This is a genomic window from Actinomadura sp. NPDC048394 (genome assembly GCF_040651755.1).
Classification (GTDB): domain Bacteria; phylum Actinomycetota; class Actinomycetes; order Streptosporangiales; family Streptosporangiaceae; genus Spirillospora; species Spirillospora montaniterrae.
Window position 1 is genome coordinate 41,233 of record NZ_JBEZJL010000051.1, and the last position, 23,944, is coordinate 65,176.

Genomic DNA, 23,944 nt, shown 5'->3' on the forward strand with positions numbered 1-23,944 from the left:
GCGGGGTCCTCTCGGGCGGGTCGGCACGGACGGTGACCGGCCGACTACGGCACTGTCCCGGCGGACACTAGATCACCTTCACCGCCGGGGGAAGGACCGCCACACCGTACGATCGGCGCATGACCGACACACCGCTGCGCTGGGGGATCCTGGGCACGGGCGGCATCGCCGCCGTGTTCACCGAGGACGTGCTGCGCCTGCCCGATCACGAGGTCGTCGCCGTGGGGTCGCGCTCGCACGGCACCGCCGCCGCGTTCGCCGAACGGTACGGCGTCCCCCGGGCGCACGGCTCGTACGCCGAGCTCGCCGCCGACGACGGCGTCGACGTCGTGTACGTCGCGACACCGCACCCCCTGCACTACGAGCCCGCGCGGCAGTGCATCGAGGCGGGGCGGGCCGTGCTCGTGGAGAAGCCGTTCACCACGGGCGCCGCCGACGCCGAGAAGCTCGCGGCGCTCGCCCGCGAGCGCGGCGTGTTCGCGATGGAGGCGATGTGGACGCGGTTCAACCCGCTCGTCCGGCGGCTCCGCGACCTCGTCGCCGACGGCGCGATCGGCGACGTGACGGCCGTGTACGCCGACTTCTCCATCACCGCGACCTACGACCCGGAGCACCGGCTGTGGTCGCCGGAACTGGGCGGCGGCGCGCTGCTCGACCTCGGCTGCTACCCGCTGTCGTTCACCTGGCCGCTGCTCGGCCCGCCCGCGTCCGTGCAGGCCACCGCGTCACCCGCGCCGACGGGCGTGGACGCCAACACCGGCGTCCTGCTCGGCTACGCCTCCGGCGCCGTGGCGCTGCTGCACTGCGGCCTGCTCGGCGACTCGCCGCACACCGCCACCGTCATCGGGACGCGCGGCCGCGTCGACGTCGCGTCGCCGTTCTACCGTCCCGCGTCGATGACGGTCGTGCGGACCGGCGGCGACCCCGAGGTCCTCACCGCGGACATCGACGGGCACGGCTACACCTACCAGGCGCAGGAGGTGGCGCGCTGCCTGCGCGCCGGCCTCACCGAGTCGCCCCTGATGCCGCTGGACGAGACCGTCGCGATCCTGCGGACCGTCGACGAGATCACCGCCCAGTTCACTCAGTCCACTTCCACCCAGCCGTAGGTGCGCTCGACCGCCTTCTTCCAGCCCGCGTAACCCTGCTCGCGCTGCTCGTCGCTCCAAGTGGGCAGCCAGCGCTTGTCCTCGTTCCAGTTCTGGCGCAGCTCGTCGGTGGTGTTCCAGAACCCGACGGCGAGGCCGGCGGCGTAGGCGGCGCCGAGCGCCGTCGTCTCGGCGACCACCGGCCGCGACACCGGGACGCCGAGGATGTCGGCCTGCATCTGCATGCACAGCTCGTTCGCCGTCACGCCGCCGTCCACCTTGAGCACGTCCAGCGAGACGCCGGAGTCCTCGCGCATCGCCTCGACGACGTCCTTGGACTGGTAGCAGATGGACTCCAGCGTGGCGCGGGCGAGATGCGCGTTGGTGTTGAAGCGGGACAGGCCGACGATCGCGCCGCGCGCGTCCGACCGCCAGTACGGGGCGAACAGGCCGGAGAACGCGGGGACGAAGTAGACGCCGCCGTTGTCCTCGACCTGCCGGGCCAGGTTCTCGCTCTGCGCGGCGCCGGAGATGATGCCGAGCTGGTCGCGCAGCCACTGCACCGCCGACCCGGTCACCGCGATCGAGCCCTCCAGCGCGTACACCTGCGGGTGGTCGCCGAACTTGTAGCAGACCGTCGTGAGCATCCCCGCCTTGGACCGGACGAGCTCCTCACCGGTGTTGAGCAGCAGGAAGTTGCCGGTGCCGTAGGTGTTCTTGGCCTCGCCGGGCGAGAAGCACACCTGCCCGACCGTCGCGGCCTGCTGGTCGCCGAGGATGCCGGTCAGCGGCACCTCCCCGCCGAGCGGGCCGTCCGGGCGGGTGACGCCGTACGGGTCGGGCGCCGACGACGGCCTGATCTCCGGGAGCATCGAGCGCGGGATGCCGAAGAACGACAGCAGCTCGTCGTCCCAGTCGAGGGTCTCCAGGTCCATCAGCATGGTGCGGCTGGCGTTCGTGACGTCGGTGACGTGCACGCCGCCGTCCGTCCCGCCGGTGAGGTTCCACAGCACCCAGGTGTCCATGTTGCCGAAGACGGCGTCGCCCTTCTCCGCGGCCTCCCGCACCCCGTCGACGTTCTCCATGATCCACTGGACCTTGCCGGCGGAGAAGTACGTCGCGGGCGGCAGGCCCGCGCGGTGCCGGATCGTCTTGCCGCGGCCGTCGCGCTCCAGCGCGGAGGCGATGCGGTCGGTGCGGGTGTCCTGCCACACGATCGCGTTGTAGTACGGGCGGCCGGTGCGGCGGTTCCAGACCAGCGTCGTCTCGCGCTGGTTGGTGATCCCGAACGCGGCGAGGTCGTCGTGGTGCAGGTTCGCCTTGTTCAGCGTCGTCTGGACGACCGCGCGGGTGCGCTCCCAGATCTCGGTCGGGTTGTGCTCGACCCAGCCCGCCCGCGGCAGGATCTGCTCGTGCTCGAGCTGGTGGCGGGCGACCTCGTTGCCGCCGTGATCGAAGATCATGAACCGGGTGCTGGTGGTGCCCTGGTCGAGGGCGCCGACGAAGTCGGCCATGCGGCTCTGCCTTTCTGCGCGGGACGGTCGAGGCGGTGGCGGGCGGGGCGGGGACGTTCGGGGCGGGGACGGGCGGCGCCCGTCACTCCTCGACGTCGTACTCGGGCCTCGGCTCGGTGCCCCCGGGGCCTTCCTCCGGGATGTTGCGGCCGATGAGCAGGATGTACAGGCCGGCGCCCACGATGCCCCCGATGATCGGCGCGACGAGGGGCACCCAGAAGTAGAAGTGCCCGTACTGATCTCGCCAGGCGTTGTCGTAGCCGGTGATGTACTGGGCGAGCCGCGGGCCGAAGTCGCGCGCCGGGTTGATCGCGTAGCCGGCGTCCGAGCCGAACGCCATGCCGATCGCGACCACGATGAGCCCGATGATGAACGGCGCCATGTTCGCCAGCGGCGGCGAGTTGCGCAGGTCGGTGAGCGTTAGCACCAGGAACAGGAGGATGGCGGTGCCGATGATCTGGTCGCGGAAGGCGCCCCAGGTGTGGATCGGCAGCGACCCGTTGCCCGGCATGGTGGAGAACACGAACTGCGTCTTCGTGGTGTGCCCGGGGTCGAACTTGTCGAGGATCTCGCTGTAGTCCCACCGGACGATCAGCGCCGCGATGAACGCGCCGAGCGTCTGCGCGAAGATGAACGGGATCACTTTCCGCCACGGGAAGCCCTTGAACACCGCGAGCGCGACGGTCACCGCCGGGTTGATGTGGCCGCCGCTGAGCCGCGCCGACACGTAGACGCCGAGCGTGACCGCGAGGCCCCAGGCCCAGGCGATCGCGTCGTGGCCGCCGAGGCTCTGCGGCTCGCCGAGGCCGCTGCCCGCGACCGCCTGGGCGACGACGGCGACGCCGAACAGGATGAGGATCAGCGTCCCGGCGAACTCCGCGGACATCTCGACGACGATGTCCGGGAGCCTTCGTGCTCGCGGGGGTGCGGCCATCTCTCCTCCTCGGGGTCGTGACGCTGGGCACAGTGGATGATCACTGTCCGCGTTCCTTCCCCGGCGAACGGCGGCTACACGACCCGGTACCGGTCAGTGCCCCCGGAAGGCCTCCTCGAGCCACCAGGACGGCCGTCCCCGCGCGACCTTCGCGTGCACGAGCATCGGCCGGTCGCGGGGGCCGGCGAGCCACTGCGCCACGGCCGCGAGGTCGTCCGGCCGCCGGACGGTCGCCGCCGCGCAGCCGTAGCCGCGGCCGATCGCGGCCAGGTCGGCGGGCGGGAACGTGACGGTGCCGAGCGGGTGGCCGGACGGGCCGAAATGGTGGACCTCCGCGCCGTAGGCCTCGTCGTCGTAGACGACCACCAGCAGGCCGAGGCCGAGCCGCACGGCCGTCTCCAGCTCGGCGGCGGCCATCAGCGCCCCGCCGTCGCCGAGCGCCGCGACGGTAAGCCGGCCGGGACGGGCGACCGCCGCGCCGATCGCGGTCGCCAGGCCCAGCCCGATCGACTGGAACGCCTGGGTGAACACCAGCCCGTCGGCGTCCGGGACGTCCAGGAACATCGCCGGGTTGTCCGATAGCGGTCGCGATTCTGGCGGCCTGACCTGGGGAGTCCTTACTCCGCTGCTAGCGGAGACTGTCCCCGTAGCCACTCGCGCCGCATGATTGTCAGAGAGAATCTCACATATATGCACAGCGGGGACGAAACACTCGTACGGGAGTACCTCACACGACTACATCTCAAGGGAAGAAGCCCGCGGACCATCACGGAGTACCGTCGACGGCTGACCAGACTCGCCGATTCGTTGGAAGCTTCCTTCCAGGAAGCGACGCCGGACGATCTTCTACGCTGGCGCACCGGGCTACAGCACAGCGACACGACCATCAGCGCGTACGCCAACACCGCGCGCACCTTCTTCGCGTGGCTCGCCCGTACGGGCCGTATCGAGCAGTCCCCGGCCGATGACCTTCCGATCCCCGCGCGCCGCCGCGGCATCCCCCGCCCGATCTCCGAAGACGATCTTGATTACGCGATCGAGAACGCACCGCACCGCATCCGGCCGTGGCTCGTGCTCGCGGCCTACGCCGGCCTACGCGCGCAGGAGATCGCGTACATCACCCGGCAGGACCTCCTGAACACCTACCGCCCGCCGATGATCCACGTCTCAGAGGAGATGGCGAAGGGCTCGAAGGAGGCCATGGTGCCGCTGATCCCGTACGTCTGGAGCGAACTCCAGGCGTACGGCCTGCCGCGCCGCGGCTACCTCTTCCTTCGCGCCCGCGGCTCCGGCCCGAACAGCCCGAAGACCGTCAGCAACATCGCGAGCGAGTACCTCCATGAGTGCGGCTTCGATGAGACCCTTCATCAGCTGCGCCACTTCTTCGGGACGTCCGTCCTCGAGACGAGCGGCGGGAACATCCGCGTCGCGCAAGAGGCGCTGCGCCACAGCAGCGTGAGCAGCACCATGGTCTACACGGCCGTGCAGCCGCGCGACGCCGTGCGCGCCGTGCTGCTCATCCAGCCGCAGGAGCGGCGCCGGCGGCGCGCTGCGGAGGGCGGCGGCTAGGCGTCCGGCGGTACGTCTTCCGGATCACGTACGAACGTGCCCCGGCCGAAGACGACCACCACGAGACCACGTTCCACCAGCACTTTCACGGCGCGGCTCGCCGTCATCTTCGCAACGCCGTAGGTCTCGGCGAGCCGCGGGACGCTCGGCAGCGCCGCGCGCGGCGCGAGCCGGCCGTCCCTGATCTGGGCTTCGATGTGGTCCGCCAACTGCACGTACTTGTGCTGCAGCGGGCTCCAGTCGATCTCGCTTCCGTCCTCCACTCTTCGACCGTAGGAACCCCCTGACCAGCACAGATGCTCGGATGTTCCTAGTGGAACCCATAGGTTCCTACAGCGTCCTACAATGCCGGTATGACCTCCGATCTCCCTCACACGCCCCTGCCCGAAGAGCGCACCTGGGCGGCCGAAGTCGTGGCCCGTCTTCACGCCCTGGCCGTGCGCCTGGACACCTACAAGACCCTGGAAGTGGAATGCGTCACGGGTGCCGTGCGCGTCCGGCGGCGGGACGTCCCCGGCTGCTGTGGGCTCGCCCGCGGCGACCGGATCACGTGCCGGAAGCGCCGCGAGGACAACGACCGGCTGTGGTTCTACACCTCGTGGCGCGAGCCGATCGCCCCGCACAGCGCCATCACGGACGCGGCGATGCGCATCAACGGCTACCTGAACCCCGACCGGCGACGCGCGGGGCGGGAGGTCAAACCCGCGTCGCCGGTCGGCACATAAGCTGACCTCGGAACCCCTGATGGGCCCGGGCGGCACCGGTCCAGATCTCCTCGCCGTCCGGGCCTTTCCTATGCCGCGGCCGCGCGCTGCAGCTCCGCGGCGATGCGGCCGGATGCGAGGTCCCGCGGCCGCCATACCGCCCAGTCCTGGCCCGCCTGCAGGAGCGCGTGCCCGATCGTCCACTGTTCCGGCCGCAGCCCGCCCGTGGCGCTCTTGAGCTCGCGCCAGAGCACATGCCCGCCGATGATGACCCAGTCCGGCAGGCCGCGCGTCATCCCGCGGCTGTCCGGCACGTGGAAGCTCGACAGCATCAGCCCGTGCTCTACGAGCAGCCGGCGAACCTCGCGCTCCAGGTCCTCTTCGCTCATTCCCCTAGGCAGCTGTCGCAGTTGCCGCAGGTGCAGCCGCAGTACTTCGGGGGCTCGTTGGGCTCGAACATCTCGAAGCAGACGGTCTTGCCTTCGAGCGTGAACCAGTGCCGCGCGAGCGGCTTCAGCCCGGCCGGCTCGACGGTCGGCTCGGTGGCCGCCGCGGCGACGTCGCCGGTGAGGTCCTGGCCCTCGTTGGCGAGCTCGGCGCGCAGGTGTCCTCCGAGCTCTTCGTAGTGCGCGAGCAGTCGCCCGATCTTCAGGAACGAGACGTGGCCGTCCAACGGAAGGTCGTCATCGAAGGACGCGAGCGTCTTGGTACGGCCCGGTGTCGTCACCCTGACCTGAACCTGAAGACGAAGCTGGTCGATCATCATCGAGCCCCCTCCTGATTCCGGAGCCAGTTGCAGTCCCATCCGGGCGTGCCGCTCCACTGGTAGGCGCGCTTACAGCGCAGCGTGAGCCGGTCGCCCGGGCGCACCGCGGCACAGCGCGTGTCGTCGCAGGAGCGCTGACGCCGGTCGACGTACGTCACCACGAACCGTTCGGTCATGCCGTGGTCGCCGTCGCTGACCGTACGCGAGTCGACCTGGGCAACGGTGCCGCTCGCCGTCCGCCACTCGTGGTACTCGGGCTTCCACGGCCACATCGTGAAGCCGGTGAGCACGAGGACGAGCAGCGCGACGGCGGCCGCGCCGGCGCCCAGGAAGAGCGCGCCTTCCGCTTCGAGTTCATCCGGCGTCCACAGCAAGCGGCGCACGGCGAACACGATCAGTGCGACGCACACGGCGAGGATCAGCGCCGCGATCGGCAGGCCGATCACCACTCCGAGAGACGGCGTCATCGCGCGGCCGCCTCTTCCTGCCGCTCGGCAAGCCACAGATCGAAGGTGACCTTGTGCACGCGGAAGATCCGCGGCCCGAACGGGATGGCGCCCGGGATCTCCCCGTTGTGGATCATGCGGTAGACGGTCATCTTGCTGACGCCGAGACGCTGGGCGATCTCCGCCACCTTGTAGTACTCGGCGGGCTTGCTGTCATTCATGTGCTGCCCCTTTCCGGGGTGATGTGCGTATGCGCGCGATATGCGTGGGCCGGGGCAATTTGCCGGGCTAATTTAGCCCGGCCGCCGGAAAAGGGCCCGTATATGCGCCCCGACGCGCCGTGTTCAGCTGTACGGGCCCCAGAAGCCGGGCTTCTTCTTGCCCTTCGGCTGCTCGGGCTCCGGCGCCGGCGCCGGCGCGGCCGCGGGCTCGGGCTCGGGAGCGGGCTCGGGCGGCGCTTCGACCACGACCGGGTCGGGCTCGGGCTCGGCCGGCGGCTGCGTCAGCTTGTCGAGGGTCTCCCGGATGCCGGCGAGCTCCCCTTCCAGCCTGGCCACGCGTCCTTCCTGCCAGACCTCCTCGCGCTCGACGTCGATGCGCGCGAGCTCGACGTCCCGGGCCGCTTCGATCTCGGCGACCTGGACGTCCGCGGCCGCGGTGGTCTGGGCGACCTCGGTAGCCGCTTCGGCGACCTCGCCGGCGGCGACCGCGTCAGGGTCGACCGGGAGGATTTCGCCGTTCGGTCCGTGCGTGTGCTCCATTACTCCGCCTTCCGGTGCCGCGGGTTGTAGGGCCACCGCGTGCGATCCTCGCCGTGCTTTTCCAGGATGTGCGCGCGCCCGTCGCGCTTGGAATGGACGGCGTACGTCAGCGTGTACGTTCCGTCCTTCTGCCGCGCCGCGTGCACATGGATACTCACGTTGTGCAGCTTCGCCGCATTGAACAGTCCGCGCCGCAACTGAATCACGTCGCCTTCTGCGACTTCTGTGATTTGGAGTTCCACGTCATGCCCGTACTGCACTGCTGCCCGGACAAAAGGCAACGCCTGCTGCGTATGTTCCGCAACGGCTGTCCAGTTCCGGGCCGGTCCTCGCGGCATGGTCCACCTCGATTTCGGGTCTTACGGTTATGGTAGATACGTGAACCCGCTGAAACACACCCGTGACACGATCGAACGCGCTTCGGAGCGTGTTTCGTCCGGGCTGATAGCGGTCGCCGCGGTCGCGATTTGCGCCGTGGTTCTGGGCCTCGTGGCGATCGGAGTTGCGCTGTGCCGAAGCTGAAGACCCCGGACGGCTCGACAATCGACGGAGACGACGTCGAAAGGCGGTTCGCCGCGGCGATGTCCGCCCCCGAGCCCGACGAGCCGCCGGCGCCGGCGCCGCAGCCGAAGGACGGCGACGAGGGCCAGGCGGACGCGCCCGCGCCGGCCGATGACGGCAAGCATCGCCGGACGCGCACGACGAAGGCCGCGGGCAGCCGCGGCCGCGGCGGTGCGAAGCGGCCGGCGAAGGCCTCGCCGGCGGCGGCCGCGCCCCCGACCGGGACCTACGTTCAGCCGGTCGCCGAGTGGCTGCAGGGCCTGACCATCGCGGCCGCGATCGTGCCCGTGCCCGGCGAGCTCGGCGTCCGGCTGCGTCTTCAGGGCCAGGTGGTCACCGACCACACCCCGGGCCTGGCCCGGGCCGTCGACCTCGCCGCGTGCAACAACCAGGTGATCCGGCGGGGCGTCGAACAGCTCACCATGGGCTCGGCCGGGTGGGTCCTGCCCGCGGTCATGGCGACGGTGCCGTTCGCCATGGCGTCCGCCGCGGTGTGGCGCGCGCCCGTCGACGAGCGCGCGGCCGCGGCCGCGGACGCCTTCAGCGGCGCCGTGCGCGAGCAGCTGGCGGAGATGGCCGGTGCGGGTACTCCGGCTTGAACGTGGTGACTTCCTGGCCCGGTACTGGCACTACCGGCCCGGTGAGCACGTGGTGGCCTTCGGACCGACGCAGCGCGCCGGCAAGACGTGGCTGCTCTGGCAGCTGCTGACCGCGACCCTGACCGGCGACCCGAAGCGCGACCCGCGCGTGACCGCGTTCTGTATGAAGCCGGCCGACCCCACCACGTCCAGGTGGAGCGAGCATCTCGGCTTCCGGGAGGTCTCGCACTGGCCCCCGGTGAGCGTCCCGTTCCGGCGGCCGCCCGGGTACACGCTGTGGCCCCACCACACCATGGACCCGGCGACGGACAACCCCCACATCCGGGAGGAGTTCCGGGCGGGCATCCTGGACGGCTACAAGCGCGGCCGCAGCGTGCTGATGCTCGATGAGATCTACGGCATCGTCGGCGAGCTCGGGCTCACGGAAGAGCTCCTCGCCGTGCTGACCCGTGGTGGCGGTGTGCGCTGTGGGGCGTGGATGGCGACGCAGAAGCCAAGCGGGACACAGAAGTCACCCCTGCCAGGTTTCGTTTTCAATTGCCCGTCGCATTTCTTTCTGGCACCAGATAACGACAGAAAGAACCGGCAGCGCTACGGGGAACTTGCGGGCGGTATTGACCCGCAGGAGATAGAACGGCACGTACTCACGCTGCAGCGCTTTGAGTTCCTTTACATCAATGCCTCTGGAGAAATGGCAATCGTGGGCGCGTAGAGGTCTAATGGAAATGTGCATGACCTGAACTGTCCGCGTAAGGACAGCCCTCACGAGGATGCGGCCAAGCGCACGGCCGATACCTACAACCTCCACCGGTCCGCGCTCGGCATTGACGCGGTCGGGCAGTGGTTCGCGGTGCGGCTGCAGGACGGCGATTCGGACGGCGAGCTCTACGAGAGCAAGCGGGACGCCGTCCGCCACCAGCACCACGACGAGCAGTGGTACGCGTTCGTCCGCATCGCGCCGTGCTCGATGTCGACGTGCGAAGCCGCCTCGTTCCTGCGGACGAACCGCGCGGCCTACGACCGGGGGATGCGGCTCGCCGATCCGGACCACCGCGCCGGCGGCCGCGAGCTCATCCCGCGGCTGACGGTGGAGGACCAGCGCGCCCAGGTAGGCGCGCTGCTCGGCCGGTGCCGCCCGACGAACCTGATCCTCCCCACCAGAGCGTAAGGAGACCGCGGTGACCACTCCTGCAGGAGCGGCGAGCGTCGCGACGAAGCCCGGCCCGGGCACCACGGGCGGCAAGGCCGCCCAGCCGGCGCCCGCGGCGCCCTGGCCCTTTCCGGTCGGGGTGTACGAGAGCGACGTGCAGGACTACGACCAGCAGGTGACCCAGACCACCAGCGCGCAACAGATGCCGCTGTGGAACCTGAGCCCGACCGGGTGGCTCCGGGGCGTGTGGTTCGACTTCACCATGACGGTGACCGGCCAGAGCACGAACAACGTCAGCTACGCCGGGGACAACCCGTTCTCGGTCGTCCAGAAGTGCACCCTGTACGACCTGGGCGGCGAGGTCGTCCAGCAGTACACCGGTTACGACTGGATGGCGATGAACAAGTTCGGCGGGTACCACAACGTGGGCGACCCCCGGGCGGACATCACGTACTCGGCGACCACCGGCACCGGCAGCACGGGCGGCAGCTTCCACTTCACGCTGTTCCTGCCCCTGGAAGTCGTCGCGCGCGACTCCCTGGGCACCGTGCAGAACGAGAGCAAACCGGGATGGAAGGTCGAAATCTACATCGACTCCCAGGCCAACACGTACAACCAGGTCCCGTCCGTGCAGGGCGTGCTTCGGCTCCGCGGCTACCCGAGCTCGTACACCGAGCCGGCCGCGGCCGCGCCGTCCGGCCGCGCGTTCGCCCAGACCCCGCCGCTCCCCGGCACGCTGCAGTACATCAAGAGCGAGTCCAACACGATCGCCGCGGGCAACAGCCGGTACGACCTGACGAACGGCATCGGCTTCCCCATCCGGTCGATCATCTACAAGCTGGTCGACACGACCACGCCGACCCGGGCGGCCGGTGACGCCGACTGGCCCGACCCGTATCAGCTGCTGCTCGGCAACGTGCAGCTGCGCAACATCGGCAAGAACCGGTACCTGACCAAGCTCGGCCGGGACTTCGGGCTCACCAGCGCGACCGCGGACACGGCGCTCGGGCGCGAAAACGGCGTCTTCCCGCAGTACTTCTTCCTGGACTTCACGCTGAAGCCGGGCTCGGAAGTGCGCATGAAGTACCTGGACACCCAGGTCAACACCCTCCTGCGGCTGACGGGCTCGTTCGGGGCGTCCTGCACCCTGTCCGCCCAGGTCAACTGGCTCGCCACGCCGTCGAAGAACCGGTACGCGCTGATCGCGGGGAGCGGAGCATGAGCGAGATCGACAAGGACGGCCTGACCGGCGCCAAGCAGCAGGCCGAAGAGGACCTGGACGTCACGGCGGCCCGGCCGGTGTGGGAGGACGACGACGCGCCCGCCGGGTCGACCGCGTCCAGCCTGCTCGTCTACGACCGGGGCGTCCCCGTCCGGGTGAGCGGCCCGACGCACTACCAGCACCTGCAGGACGGCCGGGTCGTCGCCGGGTACGCGGGCGGCACGCACCACACCGAGCCCGGCGAGGACGGCGGCCCCGACCGGGTGAGCCGCATCGTCGCGACCTACGAAGGGTGACCCATGAAGATCAACTGGATGTCCGTCGCGCTGTTCGTCGCCGGCGTCGTGCTCGCGGACCGCGTCCGGAGCCTGCCCGTGCTGAACAAGCTCCCGACCATCTGACCGCCCGTGGAGTCGCGGTCGGCAGGGCTCGTCATGGCGGCCGGCGGGATCGCGGTCGCCAACGATGCGCTGTTCGCGCCGCTCGCCGGCGGGCAACCGCCGTGGAAGTCGCTGAACTGGCGCCTCGTGCCCGCGACGGCGCTGCTCGCCCTGGCCCTGGCCGGGCTGGAGAAGCTGACGCCGACGTTCGCGGTCGGGCTCGCCGGGCTCACGGTGGCCGCGGTCCTGATCGTGCCCTACGGCAACGCGAAGCCGCCCCTGGACAACGTCCTGACGGTCCTCGGATACAGGTGAAGGGAGGACGGTGTGAGCGTCCTGCAGAAGTGGCTCTCTGGCCTGATCGGGCTCGGAGCGCTCTACCTCGTGGTCACCAACCCGAACGGCGTGTACAAGGCCGCTACCGGGCTCCGGCAGCTGATCGGCGGCACGGAAGCTGACGTCATCTCCGGCGGGAAGCGCTGATGGCGGGCGTGCAGGGCCTGCAGCCGACCTTCGGGTCGGTCATCCTGCAGCCCGAAGCGACCGCGGAAGAGCGGCTCGGCGACCCGGCCGACCCGCGGCACGGTCAGCAGCTGGTGGCGCCGCTGACCGCGACCGGCTACCCGTGGGAAGTGCTGTCCGGCGTCGTCGGGCCGAAGGGCCCGTACGGTGCGGAAGCCCAGCTGGTGGGCACCACGGAAGGGTGGCCGGCGCCCGCCGGCAACGAGGGCCAGGACCCGACCGCGGACCTGACGCCGGAGACGCACGCCGCGCCCTGGCCGAAGGGCGTGGAGCAGAACGAGGGCCCCGACGCGGTCGCGCGGCAGCTGGAGCAGAGCGCCAGCATTCACGCGAGCAACCTCGGTGCCTCGCGCCGCATCCTGACGCGCATCCCCGCGCTGCAGGACGACTGGCGCGAGGACTACGCGGTAGACCCGGGCGCGACGATTCAGGACCCGGGGATGCCCGGGCAGCTGAAGGCGAGCGCGGGCGGGTGGGGCACCACCGACCGCGTCTCCTCGTTCGCGCGCCAGAACGGCTTCGGCTTCGACGCGGCGCACCTGCACCGCCGGTACGCGGCCGGGAGCATCCCGGGGAACTACATGTGGATGAAGCCGGGCGGGAGACCGATGGTCACCAGTCAGCCGGGCCCGGCCCGGCCCCCGATCGGCGAGAACTCGCCGTTCACCGGGCAGGACACGACGGTCAGCTTCGGCGTTCAGGGCGCCGTCCTGCAGCAGGACGCCGTGCAGTACGAGTCGCCGCCGGAGCCGTACATCGCGCCCGACTACGGCCCGGCCGCGGCCGATCAAGCGCCCGTGAGCTGGTGGTGACGATGGCGGACACGATCACGATCCCGGGCCTGGGGAAGACGAAGAAGAGCACGGCCTACGTCCTGGGCGGCGCCGCCGTGCTGGTGGTCGGCGTCGCGTGGTACCGGGCCCGGAACGCGCCCGCGGCCGCGCCGGCGAGCAGCGGCGGCGGCGCGGCGAGCAGCGGCGACGCGATCGACCCGGCGACCGGCTACGTCTACGGCAGCGCAGAGGACACGGCCGCGCTCGGGTCGCAGGGCTCGTACCTGGGCGCCGGCTACTACGGCGGCAACGGCAGCAACGTGAGCACGATCAGCACGACCACGGGCTTCACGACGAACGCACAGTGGAGCCAGGCCGCGGAAGACTACCTCGTGAACACCGTGGGCTCGGATGCGAACACCGTGGGGAACGCGCTCGGGAAGTACATCACCGGGCAGCCGCTCAGCGCCGATCAGGTGACGATCGTCAATCAGGCGATCGCCTTCACGGGCTACCCGCCGGCGAACGGCCCGACCGGCTACCCGCCGAGCTACCGGACGTCGAACGAGCCGCCCGCCACCACACCCCCGACTACGGCGCCGCCCGCCGTGACCGGGCTGAAGGGCGTCGCGTTCTCCGAGCACGTCGACCTGACGTGGAACGCCGTGCCGGACGTCGCCGGCTACATCATCTACGCGGACGGCATCCGGAAGACGAACAACGTGTATCCCAACGAGCACGTCTGGAACCTGAAGCCCAACACCTCGCACCACCTCGAGGTGCAGCCGTTCCGGGTCGTGCAGGGCAAGGAAGTCACCGGCCCCCGTACCGGCATCACGATCAAGACGAAGAAGTAGGAGGGCCCGATGTCCCTGAAAAGCGTCATGCGGCCGGAAGGCTCGCTCATCCTGGGCGCCACCGTCGCCGGGATGGTCTACGCCACCTACCAGCTGGACGTCGGGCCGGTGAGCGGCGCCCAGGCGACGGACGCGAATCACCCCGTGCTGGAGAGCTCGCGGAAGAAGGCGGGCTACACGTCCCTGATCATGGTCGGTGGGCTCGCGCTGCTCGCGAAGGACCCGAACATCGTCATCCTGGGCGGCGCCGCCGTGATCGCCATGGAGGCGCACTACCGGCACGCGATCATGGCGCACCCGGAGACGGGCCAGATGCAGCCCCCGAGCCCGGACGCCTACCAGCCGGCGCAGAACGTCGTGCCGCTCGCGATGCAGGCGCAGACGGGCTGACCCGCCATGCCGGTCAACCTGCCCGCGCTCGCTGCGGTCGCGACCGGCTCCGTCTTCACGTACGCCGGCGTGAAGGGGATCTCGGTCCCGGACGCGCTGCAGAGCATCGTGCAGGGCCACTCCCCCGTGGGCCTGCCGCAGCGCTACGCCGTCGACCCCCCGGTGAGCACCCCGCCGGCGAGCGGCTCCACGGCCGTCGCCGGCGGCACCGCGAGCGGTCAGGCGATCGCGAACGACGCGCTGAAGTACAACGGGACCGGCTACCACTGGGGCGGCCCGGCCGATAAGCCGGGCAACTGGGACTGCAGCAGCTTCGTGAGCTACGTCCTGGGGCACGACCTGGGGCAGCCGATCCCGGGCGGCAACTGGGGCGGCCCGGGGATGCCGCCGCACGCGCACGGCCCGACCACGCACGAGTACGCCTCGTTCGGGCAGTCGATCAGCCGCGCCCAGGTGGCGGCCGGCGACCTGATCGTCTGGCCCGACCACATCGGCATTGCGATCAACAACAGCAGCATGATCAACGCGCGGTCGACGGCGAGCGGGACCGGCATCAGCAGCATCGACGGCACGACCCGCTACTTCCACGGCACGCAACCGGTCTACCGCCGGGTCGGTGGCTGATGGACGGCCCGGGCCTGGCCGCCATCGCCGCCGGGTCGATCGCGACCTACGCGGGCGTGAAGGGGATCAGCATCCCGTCCGCGCTGCAGAGCATCGTGCAGGGCAAGAACCCCGCCGAGCTCCCCCAGGCGTACGCGATCGGCTCGCCCACCACCGCGGCGCCGGCGGGCGGCTCGTCGACGGGCGGCGGCGGCTCGGTCGTCCAGGGCGGCAGCGCACAAGACACCCTGCAGAAGACCGCGGCCACCTTCGGGTGGGGCAGCGGCGAGCAGTGGCAGGCGCTGTCGCAGATCGAGACGCACGAGGCGGGCTGGAACCCGAAGGCGAAGAACCCTTCCTCGGGCGCGCTCGGGCTCGCCCAGGCGCTCGGGCACGGCAACAGCAGGACGGCCGGGACGCTCGGCAACGAGTACGGCGGCGAAGGGCTCAGCGACGCCCAGGCGAAGGCCGCCAACAGCGGCGACGCCGGCGCCCAGGCTCTTTGGATGTGCAACTACATCAAAGGCAGATACGGCGACCCAGTGAAGGCATGGGCTTTCTGGCAGGCTCACAATTGGTACTAAGAGGCGGACATGGCGAATCCCTTCACTGACGGCTATTGGGCCTACAACACCGTCACCGGCGAAATCAAGCACGTCTCATTCTGGGAATGGGAATTCAAGTACTCGCTTCTGACCGGTGTGTGGCTTCCGTACAACACGAAGGAAGAGGCTGAAAAGCAGAAGGCACAGCATCCTCCGAAGAAGCCGAAGACCCCGGTACAGAAGATCATCGGCGGGATTGTCGACCCCGGGACCGGCGTGAAGGAAGCGGGGGACGCGGTCACCAGCGTGACGAACGACGTCCTGAAGCCGCTCTTTCAGGCGAACCTTTGGATTAGGGTCGCCGAAGTGGCCCTAGGAATCATCCTTATCGCGGTCGGCCTGGCCCGCATCACGAACGCGGTTCCGATCGCGACGAAAATCGCCAAGACGGCGGGAATGGTGGCAGCTGTATGAACGAGATCGAGCCTCTGAAAGTTCACCTGACCGGGTCGGATGTCCCGCTGAACAACCAGGGGGACAAGAACCCATGCCGCCGCGGCCTGTCTGTCCGGTCGTTCGTGCTGACCGCCGCGGACCCGGTGCAGCAGATCCTTCCGAACAACCTGAACCGGCTCCACGCCTGGATACGGCCAGAGCAGAACTCGATCTCGATCGCGGGCAGCCAGGCGGACGCGCAAGCCAACGTCAACGGCGCTGCGAAGATCTCCGCGAGCTCGTTCATCCCGCAGTACCTGCCCACGACTGACGAGGTCTGGGCGACCGGCACGACGCTCCCGACCGTGGTGGACGTCATCGCGATCATCGAGGGCCCATGACGTCCGTCCCCCTGAACGAGACGGTTCCGGTCGTCCTGAACGGCGCCGGCGGCGGCACGGCGAAGGTCGGGCCGCTGACGGCCCGGGAGGTCTGGCACCCCTCGAATGCGTCCGTGAAGGTCTCCACGATCACGAACGAGGCGCAATGCCTGATCTACGTCGGAGACTCCCCCACCCAGGCGAATTTCATGGACGGCACCTATTCGGGATCGTCCGGGGATTCGTCCGACCGCGTGGGCGCCACCACAGTACGCGTCGGATGGTACGTGTGGGCCGTCTGGACGGGCGGCGACCCGGGCGCCACAGCCACCCTGACGGTTACCGGAACAAAGGATGTGTGATGAGCGGATTCGCTAACGCCATTCTCGGCGGGGCACAGAAGCTGATTCGTAAGGCGATCGCGTCGCCGAACTATGTCACGTCCACGTCCGGATGGTCGATCAATAAGGACGGCAGCGCCGAATTTAACGACGTGGTCGTCCGTGGTGAGTTCGACGTCGGGACCCTCCTTCAGTACGTGAAGATCTACATTGCGCCGCCACCGATCAACGGACCCGCCATCGTCTTCAATTCGGATAGTGCGACGTTCAGTCAGACGGACGGATTCATTCAGGCCATTGCGGCCGGGCCCGGCGGCGCGTATGGGGCTCTGTTCCTGTCCAGTCCCGAAGCGCCCGGGCAGACAGCCGCACAGATCACCCTGACGTCAGGCGACGGCACCAACCTCCGCATGGCCCAGGTGTCCGGAGACCTGGACGTCAACGGCACGCTGTTCATCGAGCCGACCGCCGGCAACGTCGTCCTGCAGGTGGACGACACGGCGGCCGCGCTCGCCGTGCAGCTGCAGCCGGCCGCCGGAATCCAGCTTCCGCCCGGCGAGTACGCCAAGCGCGGCGCGCTCGCGCTGGTCCCGGCCGCCTCGTTCCAGAACGGCTGGACCAACTACGGGAACGGCTACCAGGCCGCCGGCTACATCGAGTTCTCTGACGGCACGGCCGGGCTTACCGGCGTCGTCACCGGCGGCACCACCACCTCCGGCACCGTCATCTTCGCGCTTCCGGCCAACCTGAAACCGGCCGCTCACCACGTCTGGGACTCGCCCGGTACCGGCGGGCGGCATAGCCAGATCAGCGTGCACAGTGACGGCAACGTGGTCATCCAGACGCCCGATACCGGCACCACCTGGGTATCCCTGGACCCCTGCCGCTGGCCCATCGCCGGTTTCTAGGCACGAGTGGCACGAGTGGCACGAGGGACGGATGTGACATGACCACGATCGATCTGCGCGACTTGGGCGGCGCCCTGATCTACCTCGGGTATCTCGCCGGCGCCCTAGCCGCGATCGGCGTCGTGATGCGCTACGTGGTCCTTCGCTGGGTCGTCCTGCCGCTGAAGACGTGGCTGCGCGAGCAGATCAAGCCGCGGCTCGATGACGTCCATGCGGAGGTCACCCCCAACCACGGGTCCAGCCTGAAGGACGCCGTGACGCGCATCGAGCAGCAGCAACACGAGCTCGCGCAGCGGCTCACCGACCACCTGACGAACCACCCCGGGAGGACCTGACGTGTTCGGAGTCGACTACGCATGGGGCCGCCCGGGAGCGGCCGCGCTGCAGCGCGCCGGCGCGAAGTTCGTCTGCCGCTACCTCTCGCCGGACACCACCGGGAAGAACCTGGACGCCGGCGAGGCGCGCGAGCTCGGCGCGGCCGGGATCGCGATCGTCGTCGTCTGGGAGTCGACCGCGGCCCGTGCCCGGGCCGGACGCGACGCCGGCGCCGTCGACGCGCGTACGGCGGCCGCCCAGGCGGCCGCGTGCGGGATGCCGCCGGACCGGCCGATCTACTTCGCCGTCGACTTCGACGCGGCCCCGGCCGATCAGTCGCCGATCAACGCCTACCTTCGCGGCGCCGCGAGCGTGCTCGGCGTCGCCCGGGTGGGCATCTACGGCGGCTACTGGCCCGTCAGCCGCGCGCTGGACGCCGGGCTCGCCCGCTGGGCCTGGCAGACCTACGCATGGTCAGGCGGCCGCTGGGACGCGCGCGCCCAGCTGCAGCAGTACTCCAATGACCACGTGATCAACGGCGTCGGCGTCGACTACAACCGGTCGACGTCGCCCGACTTCGGGCAGTGGCTCGCCGGGTCGCCGGCGGCCCCGAACTGGACGGAGAACCTCGTGCACTCGCTCCCGATCGTCTCGCCCGGTGCGACCGGCGAAGACGTCCAGTCCGTGCAGGGCCTGTTGGTCGCCCGCAGCCACTCCGAAGTGGTGGTGGACGGCCGGTTCGGCGACGTCACGGAAGCCGCCGTGAAGGCCGTGCAGAAGTGGGGCGGAGTGACCGCGGACGGGATCGTCGGGCCCCAGACCTGGCCAGTGCTGCTGCGCGTCCAGTGATCGACCGGGGTAGAGGTAGCTGTCCCATAAGACACATAAGACGATTTGTGTTGCGATCAACCGCCGGGAGAGGGAGCCTGGGGGGCGGCCCGGGGCTCCCCCCCTGGCCCCCCGGATGACGCTCCGGGACAACTACCCCATGGCGACATGGCCGTCCCGCCCATTTCGGACGTCGGCCTTGTTGGTGGACCGGCTACGGCTGCGCACGCCAAGCCGGGCCCCCTTCAGCGCTAGGGGCTCCGCGGGTTACCGCCTATCTGTTCGCCCCCGGCCGGCCGGGCAGGGCCTTCCGGGGGCACGGTGGAGGCGGGACCAGCACCGTGCAGCAGAACGTGTGTGTGAGAGACCTCCCAGCCTCGCGGGATGTTCTGGCGTGCCTGCACCGGGAATCGAACCCGGGAACGCCATCTCTTCCGACCCCCCGACCGTTCGGAGATGGCGGCTCTACCACTGAGCTATGCAGGCGAAGCGCGGCCGCGCCCCCGTCGCGCGGCCGCGCTGGTCGTGGCCCGCCCGCCCGGGAGGACGGTCCGGGCGGACGGACCACGGGGCGCCGGTGACTCCCCCTCGAAATCACCAGCGCAGAGGTCCCCCAGGGCGGAAAAGGAAGAAAACGCCCCAGGGGACCGGCTCATCGGATCAGACCTCCCACCGGTCGGAGTTCGGGTCGAACCACCAGCCGTACGCGAGGACGTACAGCAGGCCGCCGCGCGGCAGCTGGTAGCGCGGCGGCGCCCAGAACGCGAGCAGCACGAGCACGAGCAACAGCCCGGCGAGGATCAGCAGCGCGCTAAGCAACGGCCGGCCTCCACGGACCCCCGTCGCGCGGGCCCCGATCGTTCCGGCGCTCCTCGCGCTGCTCGCCGCGCTCCAGGCGGCCGCGGCCGACCCGGCGTCCGGCGCGGCGCGGCGCGTGCTTGGCGCGGTGCGCCGGGTCGTGCGGCACGCAGTGCAGCGGCGCGTGCCGCCGCGACCGGGCCCGCACGCACGCGAGCACGATGACCGCGGCCGCGCTGATGACGATCAGCATCAGCGCCGCGCCGATCGACCCGGCCGCGAGCCGCTCGCCGGTCAGCATCCGAGCTCCTCGGCGACATCCGGCGACGGCAGCGAGGTGTAGAGCCTCACGCGCACGTCGTCGTAGGTGAAGCGGATTTCCCGGAAGGTCGAACGGCCGTGTCGGTCGTACTGCGGACGCGGGTTGACGGGCGTGACGCCGAAGTGGTCGGCCCACTCCATGAAGTCAGCCCAGGACGCACGGCACTGCGTGACCGTGTCGCCCCCCAGAATCTGCCCTTCGAGCTCACCGCAATCGGTCCGCTTGATCATCCAGGTCGCCAGCGGAAGATCGGCCTGCACCAGCGACGCGAGCGCGGCCGCCGTCTTCGCCACCTGTGCGCGCGCCCGGTCCCGCATGACTTCCGGCGTGAGCTCGTCGCGATCTGTCATCATGGTCATGCCCTCTCTCCTTCAGGGGGGTTGGAGTCTCTGCACGAGTCGCTGCTCGTCGGGGTGGCACCCCCGGCGAGCAGCGCAGCGAGCTGCCCGTCCAGGCGCCGCGCGTCCTCCATCAGCGACACCACGATCTGCAGGTCCTGCAGCCTCGTGTGCATCGCGCTCTGCGACTCGGCAAGGGTCGCCGCGTGCTCGCCGAACCGCACGACGCTAGCCGAGAGCTCCTTCTGTCGCTGCAGCTGCTCGATGTGCCGCGCGGTGTGGCGCGAGTCGACCGCGCGCAGCCACTGCGCGAGGTAGATCACGGACCCGATCAGCGCCACGTCAACGAGCGCCTGCAGGGCGGCCGCGATCATGATCCGTCCCACGGCGGCGTGTCAGTGGTCTCGAGCGCGGCCGGCTTCTCCTCGAGAGGCGCGGCCGCGGCGGCCGCGGCCGCGCGCACCCGTTCCATGTCCCGTTCTCGCTCGAAGCCGTCGACGCGCCGGGTCAGCCCACCGATGCGGCTCGTCATGTCGCGCAACCGCCGGCGGTTCGCGTCGTACTCGTTGTCCAGCTCCTCGATGGCGTCGCGCAGCACGAGCACGACGCGCGCGAGCGCGATCATGCCGAGAATCGCGGCACCGTCGAAGACCAGCTGGCCCCAGGCCAGGCCGTTCACACTGCCTCCCGTTCCATCGACGCCGGGGGGAAGAACACCAAGACGTCGACGCCGAGCGCCTGGGCGACCCTCGCAATCTCCGTCACGGTGAACGGAACGAGGTCCTCGCCCACGAGGCGCCGGTTCAGCCACATCGGCTGTTCGTCCAGCTGACGCGCCAACCAGCGCTGCGTGCGCTTCTGGCGGCTCAGCTCCACCCGAACGCGGTAGGCGATGAATCGGTCATCCACAACCGTCATCTGCATAACCATGACGGGGAGTATCTAACTCTGAGCGTTACATGCGCAAGCCTCTAGGTGACATTGAGTCCCAAAACTTGTATCGCTGCACGTGATAGCCGTACTCTCAGCCCCATGACGACCGTGCGTGATCAAGTAGCCGAAGAGGTTCGGGCACTCCTGGCCCGACGTCGACTCAGCGCCCGCGCGGCGGCGCAGCAGCTCGGCTGGACGCCGATGTACCTCTCTCGGCGCATGAACGGCTCGGCGCCGTTCAACGTCGATGACCTGGCCGCGCTCGCTCAGCTGCTGAACGTGCCGATCACGGACTTTTTCCCCATGGCCACAACCGGGACTACCGCCGGGTAGCCCATGAAGTTGCCGGAGTCGACGGCGACGGTGCGCTCGCGCGGCAGCATCCCGTCCAGCGCGATCGTCAGCGTGCGCGGGTCGATGCGCGGGCCGCCGCCGGGGTGCTTGTCGTGCTCCTTGTCCTCCTCGTAGGGGACGTCCTGCCAGCGGCCTTCGCGGGCGAGACGCTCGGCGACGTCCGCGGTGCGGTAGCCGGTGGCGGAGTGCCCGCGCGCCTCCAGTTCCGCGGCGGCGGCCCGCGCGGTCTCCCCGACGTCGCCGATGAGGCCGAGGTCGACCCGGTGGTGCGCGCCGAGCGCGCGGGCGTCGACGTCGACCTGCACGACCGTCGCCCCGCGGCCGACGAGCGCGCCGTGGCGGGTCGTCCACATGTTCAGCGAGCAGCCCCACGCGACGAGCAGGTCGGCTCCGGCGATCAGCTCCGCCGCCGCGGGGGTCGCGAAGCCGCCGCTGACGTCCAGGCCGAACGGGTCGCCCGCGAACAGCCCGCGCGCGACGGCGGAGGTGGCGACAAGCGCGCCGCACCGCGCAGCGAGGTCGGCGAGGTCGCGGCCGGCGCCGGCGAGCCGCGCGCCGCGCCCGGCGACGAACACCGGGCGCTCGGCGGCCTGCAGGGCGTCGGCTAGCCGGGCGATCGCGCCCGGCGGCGGCACGGGCAGCGGCGGCACCCGCGACGGGCGGGGACGGTGGCCCGCAGGGGGCCGCGCGTGCGCGTCCGCGGCGGGCAGCTCCGCGCCCTGCACGTCCAGGGGCAGCCCGAGCAGCACCGTGCGGCGCTCGGCGACCGCGGTGCGGCAGGCGCGCGCCACGTCGGCGAGCGCGGTCTGCGGCGAGTGGACCCGCTCCGGGACGGCGCCGACGGACGCCGCGAGCGCGGCCTGGTCGATCCGGAAGTTCGAGCGGACCGCGGACGCGGCCACCTCGCCCGCCAGCACCAGCAGCGGCGTGCGGCTCTTGGCCGCCTCGGCGATGCCGGTGACGGCGTTGGTGAGGCCCGGCCCCTGGTGCACCGACACCACCCCGAGCCCGCCGCTCACCCGCGCGTACGCGTCCGCCATCGTCGCCGCGCCGCCCTCGGTGCGGGCGGCGACGAACCGGGCGCCGTGCGCGGCCAGCGCGTTGGTGACGTGGAAGTTCCCGCTGCCCACCACGCCGAACACGGTCTCGGCGCCGAGCCGCGCGAGGGCCTCCCCCACGGCCTCCGCGACGATCATCGCTCGACCAGGGCCAGCACGCGGGCCGGGCTGCCGGAGCCGCCGACGATCGGCAGCGGCGCGGCGACCAGCACCGCGCCGCGGGCCGGCAGCCGGGCGAGGTTCTGCAGCTGGGTGAGCCCGTACTTGCCCGCGCCGAGGAAGTAGGAGTGGCAGGGGAACGGCGGGTCGAACGCGTGCGCGCCGCCTGCGTCGGTGCCGACCGTCTCGACGCCGAGCCCGAGCAGCGGCGTCTCCTGCGCCAGCCAGCGGGCGCACTCGGGCGAGATGCCCGGCGCGTGCGAGCCGTTCTCGTCGGCGTTGAGGAACGCCTCCGCGTCGCCGGAGCGCGCGTCCCAGCCCGTCCGGTACAGCAGCCAGCCGCCGTCGGGCAGCGGGCCGTGCGCGCGCTCCCACGCGCGGACGTGGTCGATCTGCAGCAGGAAGTCGGGGTCGGCGGCGGCGTGCTCCGAGGTGTCGAGCACGACCGCGGGGGCGACGAGCCGTCCCGCCGGGACCTGCGCGACGTCCTCGCCGCCGCGGCCGGTCGCCCAGTGCACGGGCGCGTCGAAGTGCGTGCCGACGTGCTCGCCGGTCGTGATGTCGTTCCAGTACCAGGCGGGCCCGCGGTCGTCGTACCGGCTGATCTCCCGCAGCGAGAAGGGCACCGTGTTCGCGAACGGCTCGGGCAGCCGCAGGATCGGCGTCCGGTCCGACAGCGGCGCGGTGAGATCGACGATCTCCACCGAGCCGCCGGCGAGGGCGGCGAGGAGCTGGTCGAGGACGGGCATCGTTCCTCCGGGCGGCGCGTACGGGCTGGGGGGTCTCGCGCGGGGTGCTCCGAACGTACCGCAGATGACCCTGTTCGCAGGGTCACCCCGCGCAGGTGCGCCGCCCGGCGGCGGCGCTATCCGATCAGCCCGCCGAGCCGTCCCTCCAGGACGACGAGGAGCTCGGCGAGCGCGCCCGCGAGCGCGTCGCGCCGCTCCTCCGGCAGCCCCGACAGCAGCGCGGACTCGTACCCGACCTGGTCGGGCATGATCCGGTCGATCAGCGCCCGGCCGTCCTCGGTGAGCGCGAGGTGCTGGACGCGGCGGTCCCGCTCGTCGGGGCGCCGCTCGACCAGGCCGCGCTCCTGCAGCCGGCGCACCCGCTTGGTCACCGCGGCGCCGGAGGAGAACGTCTCGCGGGCGAGGCGGGTCGGGGTGACGCCGGGCCCGAGCCGGCGCAGCGCGGTGAGCACGTCGAACTCGGCCCGGACGAGCCCCTCGCGGCTCAGCGGGCCCTCCTCGGCCTGCTGGAGCAGCGCGGCGCAGCGGGTGATGCGCCCGATCACCGCGAGCGGTGCCGTGTCCAGCCCGGGATGGATGGCCCGCCACTGGCGGATCACCTCGGCGACCACGTCCTCCACGCCCGGCTCCCCCTCCGCGTGC

The 23,944-nt window shown here is 70.8% G+C and carries 42 protein-coding genes and 1 pseudogene; 23 read left to right on the forward strand and 20 right to left on the reverse strand.

All coding sequences use genetic code 11. The features are described 5' to 3' along the window. The first annotated feature begins 119 nt into the window (after positions 1-119). Positions 120-1,109, forward strand: a complete 990-nt coding sequence (locus AB0C78_RS32320) for a Gfo/Idh/MocA family oxidoreductase (RefSeq protein ID WP_360755255.1) — start codon at positions 120-122, stop codon at positions 1,107-1,109. Here the strand turns inward: AB0C78_RS32320 and glpK are convergent. From glpK to AB0C78_RS32335, 3 genes are all read right to left on the reverse strand, one after another. Then, positions 1,085-2,602 carry a glycerol kinase GlpK gene (gene glpK, locus AB0C78_RS32325; protein ID WP_360755257.1) on the reverse strand — a complete coding sequence of 506 codons (1,518 nt, stop codon included), beginning with the start codon at positions 2,600-2,602 and terminating at the stop codon, positions 1,085-1,087. The two genes, AB0C78_RS32320 and glpK, sit on opposite strands and share 25 nt — an antisense overlap. Positions 2,603-2,684: 82 nt before the next feature. After that, positions 2,685-3,536, reverse strand: coding sequence for an MIP/aquaporin family protein (locus AB0C78_RS32330; RefSeq protein ID WP_151546353.1), 852 nt, complete (start codon positions 3,534-3,536; stop codon positions 2,685-2,687). Positions 3,537-3,629: 93 nt separating this feature from the next. After that, positions 3,630-4,100 (reverse strand): thiamine pyrophosphate-dependent enzyme, encoded by a 471-nt coding sequence (locus AB0C78_RS32335; protein WP_360755260.1) that lies wholly within the window; start codon positions 4,098-4,100, stop codon positions 3,630-3,632. Between the two features lie 126 nt (positions 4,101-4,226). Here AB0C78_RS32335 and AB0C78_RS32340 point away from each other — a divergent pair, with 126 nt between their 5' ends. Further along, positions 4,227-5,105, forward strand: coding sequence for a tyrosine-type recombinase/integrase (locus tag AB0C78_RS32340; protein ID WP_360755263.1), 879 nt, complete (start codon positions 4,227-4,229; stop codon positions 5,103-5,105). On the opposite strand, the gene AB0C78_RS32345 is transcribed toward AB0C78_RS32340, so the two are convergent. Next, on the reverse strand, positions 5,102-5,368 hold the full coding sequence (locus AB0C78_RS32345; protein WP_360755265.1) for a GntR family transcriptional regulator: 267 nt from the start codon (positions 5,366-5,368) through the stop codon (positions 5,102-5,104). The genes AB0C78_RS32340 and AB0C78_RS32345 overlap by 4 nt on opposite strands. 90 nt (positions 5,369-5,458) lie before the next feature. On the opposite strand from AB0C78_RS32345, the gene AB0C78_RS32350 reads away from it, so the two are divergent. Further along, on the forward strand, positions 5,459-5,830 hold the full coding sequence (locus AB0C78_RS32350; protein WP_360755268.1) for a hypothetical protein: 372 nt from the start codon (positions 5,459-5,461) through the stop codon (positions 5,828-5,830). 68 nt (positions 5,831-5,898) lie between these two features. On the opposite strand, the gene AB0C78_RS32355 is transcribed toward AB0C78_RS32350, so the two are convergent. The 6 genes from AB0C78_RS32355 to AB0C78_RS32380 form a co-directional block, all read right to left on the reverse strand. Beyond that, positions 5,899-6,198: a hypothetical protein gene (locus AB0C78_RS32355; RefSeq protein ID WP_360755271.1), complete on the reverse strand. Its 300-nt coding sequence runs from the start codon at positions 6,196-6,198 to the stop codon at positions 5,899-5,901. Then, positions 6,195-6,575: a hypothetical protein gene (locus tag AB0C78_RS32360; RefSeq protein ID WP_360755273.1), complete on the reverse strand. Its 381-nt coding sequence runs from the start codon at positions 6,573-6,575 to the stop codon at positions 6,195-6,197. Before AB0C78_RS32360 ends, AB0C78_RS32355 begins: the two co-directional genes overlap by 4 nt. After that, complete coding sequence (locus AB0C78_RS32365; RefSeq protein ID WP_360755276.1) at positions 6,572-7,042, reverse strand: hypothetical protein; 471 nt, start codon at positions 7,040-7,042, stop codon at positions 6,572-6,574. Before AB0C78_RS32365 ends, AB0C78_RS32360 begins: the two co-directional genes overlap by 4 nt. After that, entirely contained in the window at positions 7,039-7,242 is a 204-nt protein-coding gene (locus AB0C78_RS32370; RefSeq protein ID WP_360755278.1) for a helix-turn-helix domain-containing protein, read from the reverse strand. Before AB0C78_RS32370 ends, AB0C78_RS32365 begins: the two co-directional genes overlap by 4 nt. A gap of 123 nt (positions 7,243-7,365) precedes the next feature. Beyond that, positions 7,366-7,782: a hypothetical protein gene (locus tag AB0C78_RS32375; protein WP_360755281.1), complete on the reverse strand. Its 417-nt coding sequence runs from the start codon at positions 7,780-7,782 to the stop codon at positions 7,366-7,368. Next, positions 7,782-8,120: a hypothetical protein gene (locus AB0C78_RS32380; RefSeq protein WP_360755283.1), complete on the reverse strand. Its 339-nt coding sequence runs from the start codon at positions 8,118-8,120 to the stop codon at positions 7,782-7,784. The genes AB0C78_RS32375 and AB0C78_RS32380 overlap by 1 nt, the downstream gene beginning before the upstream one ends. 40 nt (positions 8,121-8,160) lie before the next feature. Here AB0C78_RS32380 and AB0C78_RS32385 point away from each other — a divergent pair, with 40 nt between their 5' ends. The 19 genes from AB0C78_RS32385 (at position 8,161) to AB0C78_RS32475 (ending at position 18,612) form a co-directional block, all read left to right on the forward strand. Then, positions 8,161-8,304, forward strand: coding sequence for a hypothetical protein (locus tag AB0C78_RS32385; protein WP_360755286.1), 144 nt, complete (start codon positions 8,161-8,163; stop codon positions 8,302-8,304). After that, positions 8,292-8,942 (forward strand): hypothetical protein, encoded by a 651-nt coding sequence (locus AB0C78_RS32390; protein ID WP_360755288.1) that lies wholly within the window; start codon positions 8,292-8,294, stop codon positions 8,940-8,942. Before AB0C78_RS32385 ends, AB0C78_RS32390 begins: the two co-directional genes overlap by 13 nt. Next, positions 8,923-9,654 carry a hypothetical protein gene (locus AB0C78_RS32395; RefSeq protein WP_360755290.1) on the forward strand — a complete coding sequence of 244 codons (732 nt, stop codon included), beginning with the start codon at positions 8,923-8,925 and terminating at the stop codon, positions 9,652-9,654. The genes AB0C78_RS32390 and AB0C78_RS32395 overlap by 20 nt, the downstream gene beginning before the upstream one ends. A gap of 15 nt (positions 9,655-9,669) precedes the next feature. Next, a complete protein-coding gene (locus AB0C78_RS32400) occupies positions 9,670-10,110 on the forward strand; it encodes a hypothetical protein (protein WP_360755293.1) in 441 nt (146 codons plus the stop codon). 10 nt (positions 10,111-10,120) lie between these two features. Next, entirely contained in the window at positions 10,121-11,314 is a 1,194-nt protein-coding gene (locus tag AB0C78_RS32405; RefSeq protein ID WP_360755296.1) for a hypothetical protein, read from the forward strand. Beyond that, on the forward strand, positions 11,311-11,610 hold the full coding sequence (locus AB0C78_RS32410; RefSeq protein ID WP_360755298.1) for a hypothetical protein: 300 nt from the start codon (positions 11,311-11,313) through the stop codon (positions 11,608-11,610). The genes AB0C78_RS32405 and AB0C78_RS32410 overlap by 4 nt, the downstream gene beginning before the upstream one ends. 111 nt (positions 11,611-11,721) lie before the next feature. Continuing rightward, positions 11,722-12,009 carry a hypothetical protein gene (locus tag AB0C78_RS32415; protein ID WP_360755301.1) on the forward strand — a complete coding sequence of 96 codons (288 nt, stop codon included), beginning with the start codon at positions 11,722-11,724 and terminating at the stop codon, positions 12,007-12,009. A 12-nt stretch (positions 12,010-12,021) separates the two neighbouring features. Then, entirely contained in the window at positions 12,022-12,177 is a 156-nt protein-coding gene (locus AB0C78_RS32420; protein ID WP_360755304.1) for a hypothetical protein, read from the forward strand. Next, a complete protein-coding gene (locus AB0C78_RS32425) occupies positions 12,177-13,028 on the forward strand; it encodes a hypothetical protein (protein ID WP_360755306.1) in 852 nt (283 codons plus the stop codon). Before AB0C78_RS32420 ends, AB0C78_RS32425 begins: the two co-directional genes overlap by 1 nt. A 2-nt stretch (positions 13,029-13,030) precedes the next feature. Next, a complete protein-coding gene (locus AB0C78_RS32430) occupies positions 13,031-13,846 on the forward strand; it encodes a hypothetical protein (protein ID WP_360755308.1) in 816 nt (271 codons plus the stop codon). Positions 13,847-13,855: 9 nt separating this feature from the next. Continuing rightward, entirely contained in the window at positions 13,856-14,236 is a 381-nt protein-coding gene (locus AB0C78_RS32435; RefSeq protein WP_360755311.1) for a hypothetical protein, read from the forward strand. A gap of 6 nt (positions 14,237-14,242) precedes the next feature. Then, on the forward strand, positions 14,243-14,860 hold the full coding sequence (locus tag AB0C78_RS32440) for an NlpC/P60 family protein (protein ID WP_360755314.1): 618 nt from the start codon (positions 14,243-14,245) through the stop codon (positions 14,858-14,860). After that, on the forward strand, positions 14,860-15,423 hold the full coding sequence (locus AB0C78_RS32445; protein ID WP_360755316.1) for a hypothetical protein: 564 nt from the start codon (positions 14,860-14,862) through the stop codon (positions 15,421-15,423). Before AB0C78_RS32440 ends, AB0C78_RS32445 begins: the two co-directional genes overlap by 1 nt. A gap of 9 nt (positions 15,424-15,432) precedes the next feature. Beyond that, complete coding sequence (locus tag AB0C78_RS32450) at positions 15,433-15,858, forward strand: hypothetical protein (protein ID WP_360755319.1); 426 nt, start codon at positions 15,433-15,435, stop codon at positions 15,856-15,858. Further along, complete coding sequence (locus AB0C78_RS32455; protein ID WP_360755322.1) at positions 15,855-16,220, forward strand: hypothetical protein; 366 nt, start codon at positions 15,855-15,857, stop codon at positions 16,218-16,220. The genes AB0C78_RS32450 and AB0C78_RS32455 overlap by 4 nt, the downstream gene beginning before the upstream one ends. Continuing rightward, a complete protein-coding gene (locus AB0C78_RS32460; RefSeq protein WP_360755324.1) occupies positions 16,217-16,561 on the forward strand; it encodes a hypothetical protein in 345 nt (114 codons plus the stop codon). Before AB0C78_RS32455 ends, AB0C78_RS32460 begins: the two co-directional genes overlap by 4 nt. Further along, a complete protein-coding gene (locus AB0C78_RS32465; protein ID WP_360755327.1) occupies positions 16,561-17,448 on the forward strand; it encodes a hypothetical protein in 888 nt (295 codons plus the stop codon). Before AB0C78_RS32460 ends, AB0C78_RS32465 begins: the two co-directional genes overlap by 1 nt. Positions 17,449-17,486: 38 nt before the next feature. Beyond that, complete coding sequence (locus AB0C78_RS32470) at positions 17,487-17,783, forward strand: hypothetical protein (RefSeq protein WP_360755330.1); 297 nt, start codon at positions 17,487-17,489, stop codon at positions 17,781-17,783. A gap of 1 nt (position 17,784) precedes the next feature. After that, entirely contained in the window at positions 17,785-18,612 is an 828-nt protein-coding gene (locus tag AB0C78_RS32475; RefSeq protein WP_360755332.1) for a glycoside hydrolase domain-containing protein, read from the forward strand. 374 nt (positions 18,613-18,986) lie between these two features. Here AB0C78_RS32475 and AB0C78_RS32480 read toward each other — a convergent pair. From AB0C78_RS32480 to AB0C78_RS32510, 7 genes and pseudogenes are all read right to left on the reverse strand, one after another. Beyond that, positions 18,987-19,077 (reverse strand): annotated as a pseudogene (locus tag AB0C78_RS32480). A 174-nt stretch (positions 19,078-19,251) separates the two neighbouring features. After that, a complete protein-coding gene (locus tag AB0C78_RS32485) occupies positions 19,252-19,410 on the reverse strand; it encodes a hypothetical protein (RefSeq protein WP_360755335.1) in 159 nt (52 codons plus the stop codon). Continuing rightward, on the reverse strand, positions 19,403-19,690 hold the full coding sequence (locus AB0C78_RS32490) for a hypothetical protein (protein WP_360755338.1): 288 nt from the start codon (positions 19,688-19,690) through the stop codon (positions 19,403-19,405). Before AB0C78_RS32490 ends, AB0C78_RS32485 begins: the two co-directional genes overlap by 8 nt. Further along, positions 19,684-20,070, reverse strand: coding sequence for a hypothetical protein (locus AB0C78_RS32495; RefSeq protein ID WP_360755340.1), 387 nt, complete (start codon positions 20,068-20,070; stop codon positions 19,684-19,686). The genes AB0C78_RS32490 and AB0C78_RS32495 overlap by 7 nt, the downstream gene beginning before the upstream one ends. Beyond that, positions 20,067-20,435 (reverse strand): hypothetical protein, encoded by a 369-nt coding sequence (locus AB0C78_RS32500; RefSeq protein WP_360755343.1) that lies wholly within the window; start codon positions 20,433-20,435, stop codon positions 20,067-20,069. The genes AB0C78_RS32495 and AB0C78_RS32500 overlap by 4 nt, the downstream gene beginning before the upstream one ends. Then, on the reverse strand, positions 20,420-20,728 hold the full coding sequence (locus AB0C78_RS32505; RefSeq protein ID WP_360755345.1) for a hypothetical protein: 309 nt from the start codon (positions 20,726-20,728) through the stop codon (positions 20,420-20,422). Before AB0C78_RS32505 ends, AB0C78_RS32500 begins: the two co-directional genes overlap by 16 nt. After that, on the reverse strand, positions 20,725-20,979 hold the full coding sequence (locus AB0C78_RS32510) for a hypothetical protein (protein WP_360755347.1): 255 nt from the start codon (positions 20,977-20,979) through the stop codon (positions 20,725-20,727). The genes AB0C78_RS32505 and AB0C78_RS32510 overlap by 4 nt, the downstream gene beginning before the upstream one ends. Before the next feature lie 102 nt (positions 20,980-21,081). Here AB0C78_RS32510 and AB0C78_RS32515 point away from each other — a divergent pair, with 102 nt between their 5' ends. After that, entirely contained in the window at positions 21,082-21,315 is a 234-nt protein-coding gene (locus tag AB0C78_RS32515) for a helix-turn-helix transcriptional regulator (protein WP_360755349.1), read from the forward strand. On the opposite strand, the gene AB0C78_RS32520 is transcribed toward AB0C78_RS32515, so the two are convergent. From AB0C78_RS32520 to AB0C78_RS32530, 3 genes are all read right to left on the reverse strand, one after another. Continuing rightward, positions 21,249-22,532, reverse strand: a complete 1,284-nt coding sequence (locus AB0C78_RS32520) for a thiamine pyrophosphate-binding protein (protein WP_360755352.1) — start codon at positions 22,530-22,532, stop codon at positions 21,249-21,251. The genes AB0C78_RS32515 and AB0C78_RS32520 overlap by 67 nt on opposite strands. Beyond that, positions 22,529-23,302 (reverse strand): cyclase family protein, encoded by a 774-nt coding sequence (locus AB0C78_RS32525; RefSeq protein ID WP_360755354.1) that lies wholly within the window; start codon positions 23,300-23,302, stop codon positions 22,529-22,531. Before AB0C78_RS32525 ends, AB0C78_RS32520 begins: the two co-directional genes overlap by 4 nt. A 116-nt stretch (positions 23,303-23,418) precedes the next feature. Next, on the reverse strand, positions 23,419-23,922 hold the full coding sequence (locus AB0C78_RS32530; protein WP_360755357.1) for a MarR family transcriptional regulator: 504 nt from the start codon (positions 23,920-23,922) through the stop codon (positions 23,419-23,421). Positions 23,923-23,944 lie beyond the last annotated feature (22 nt).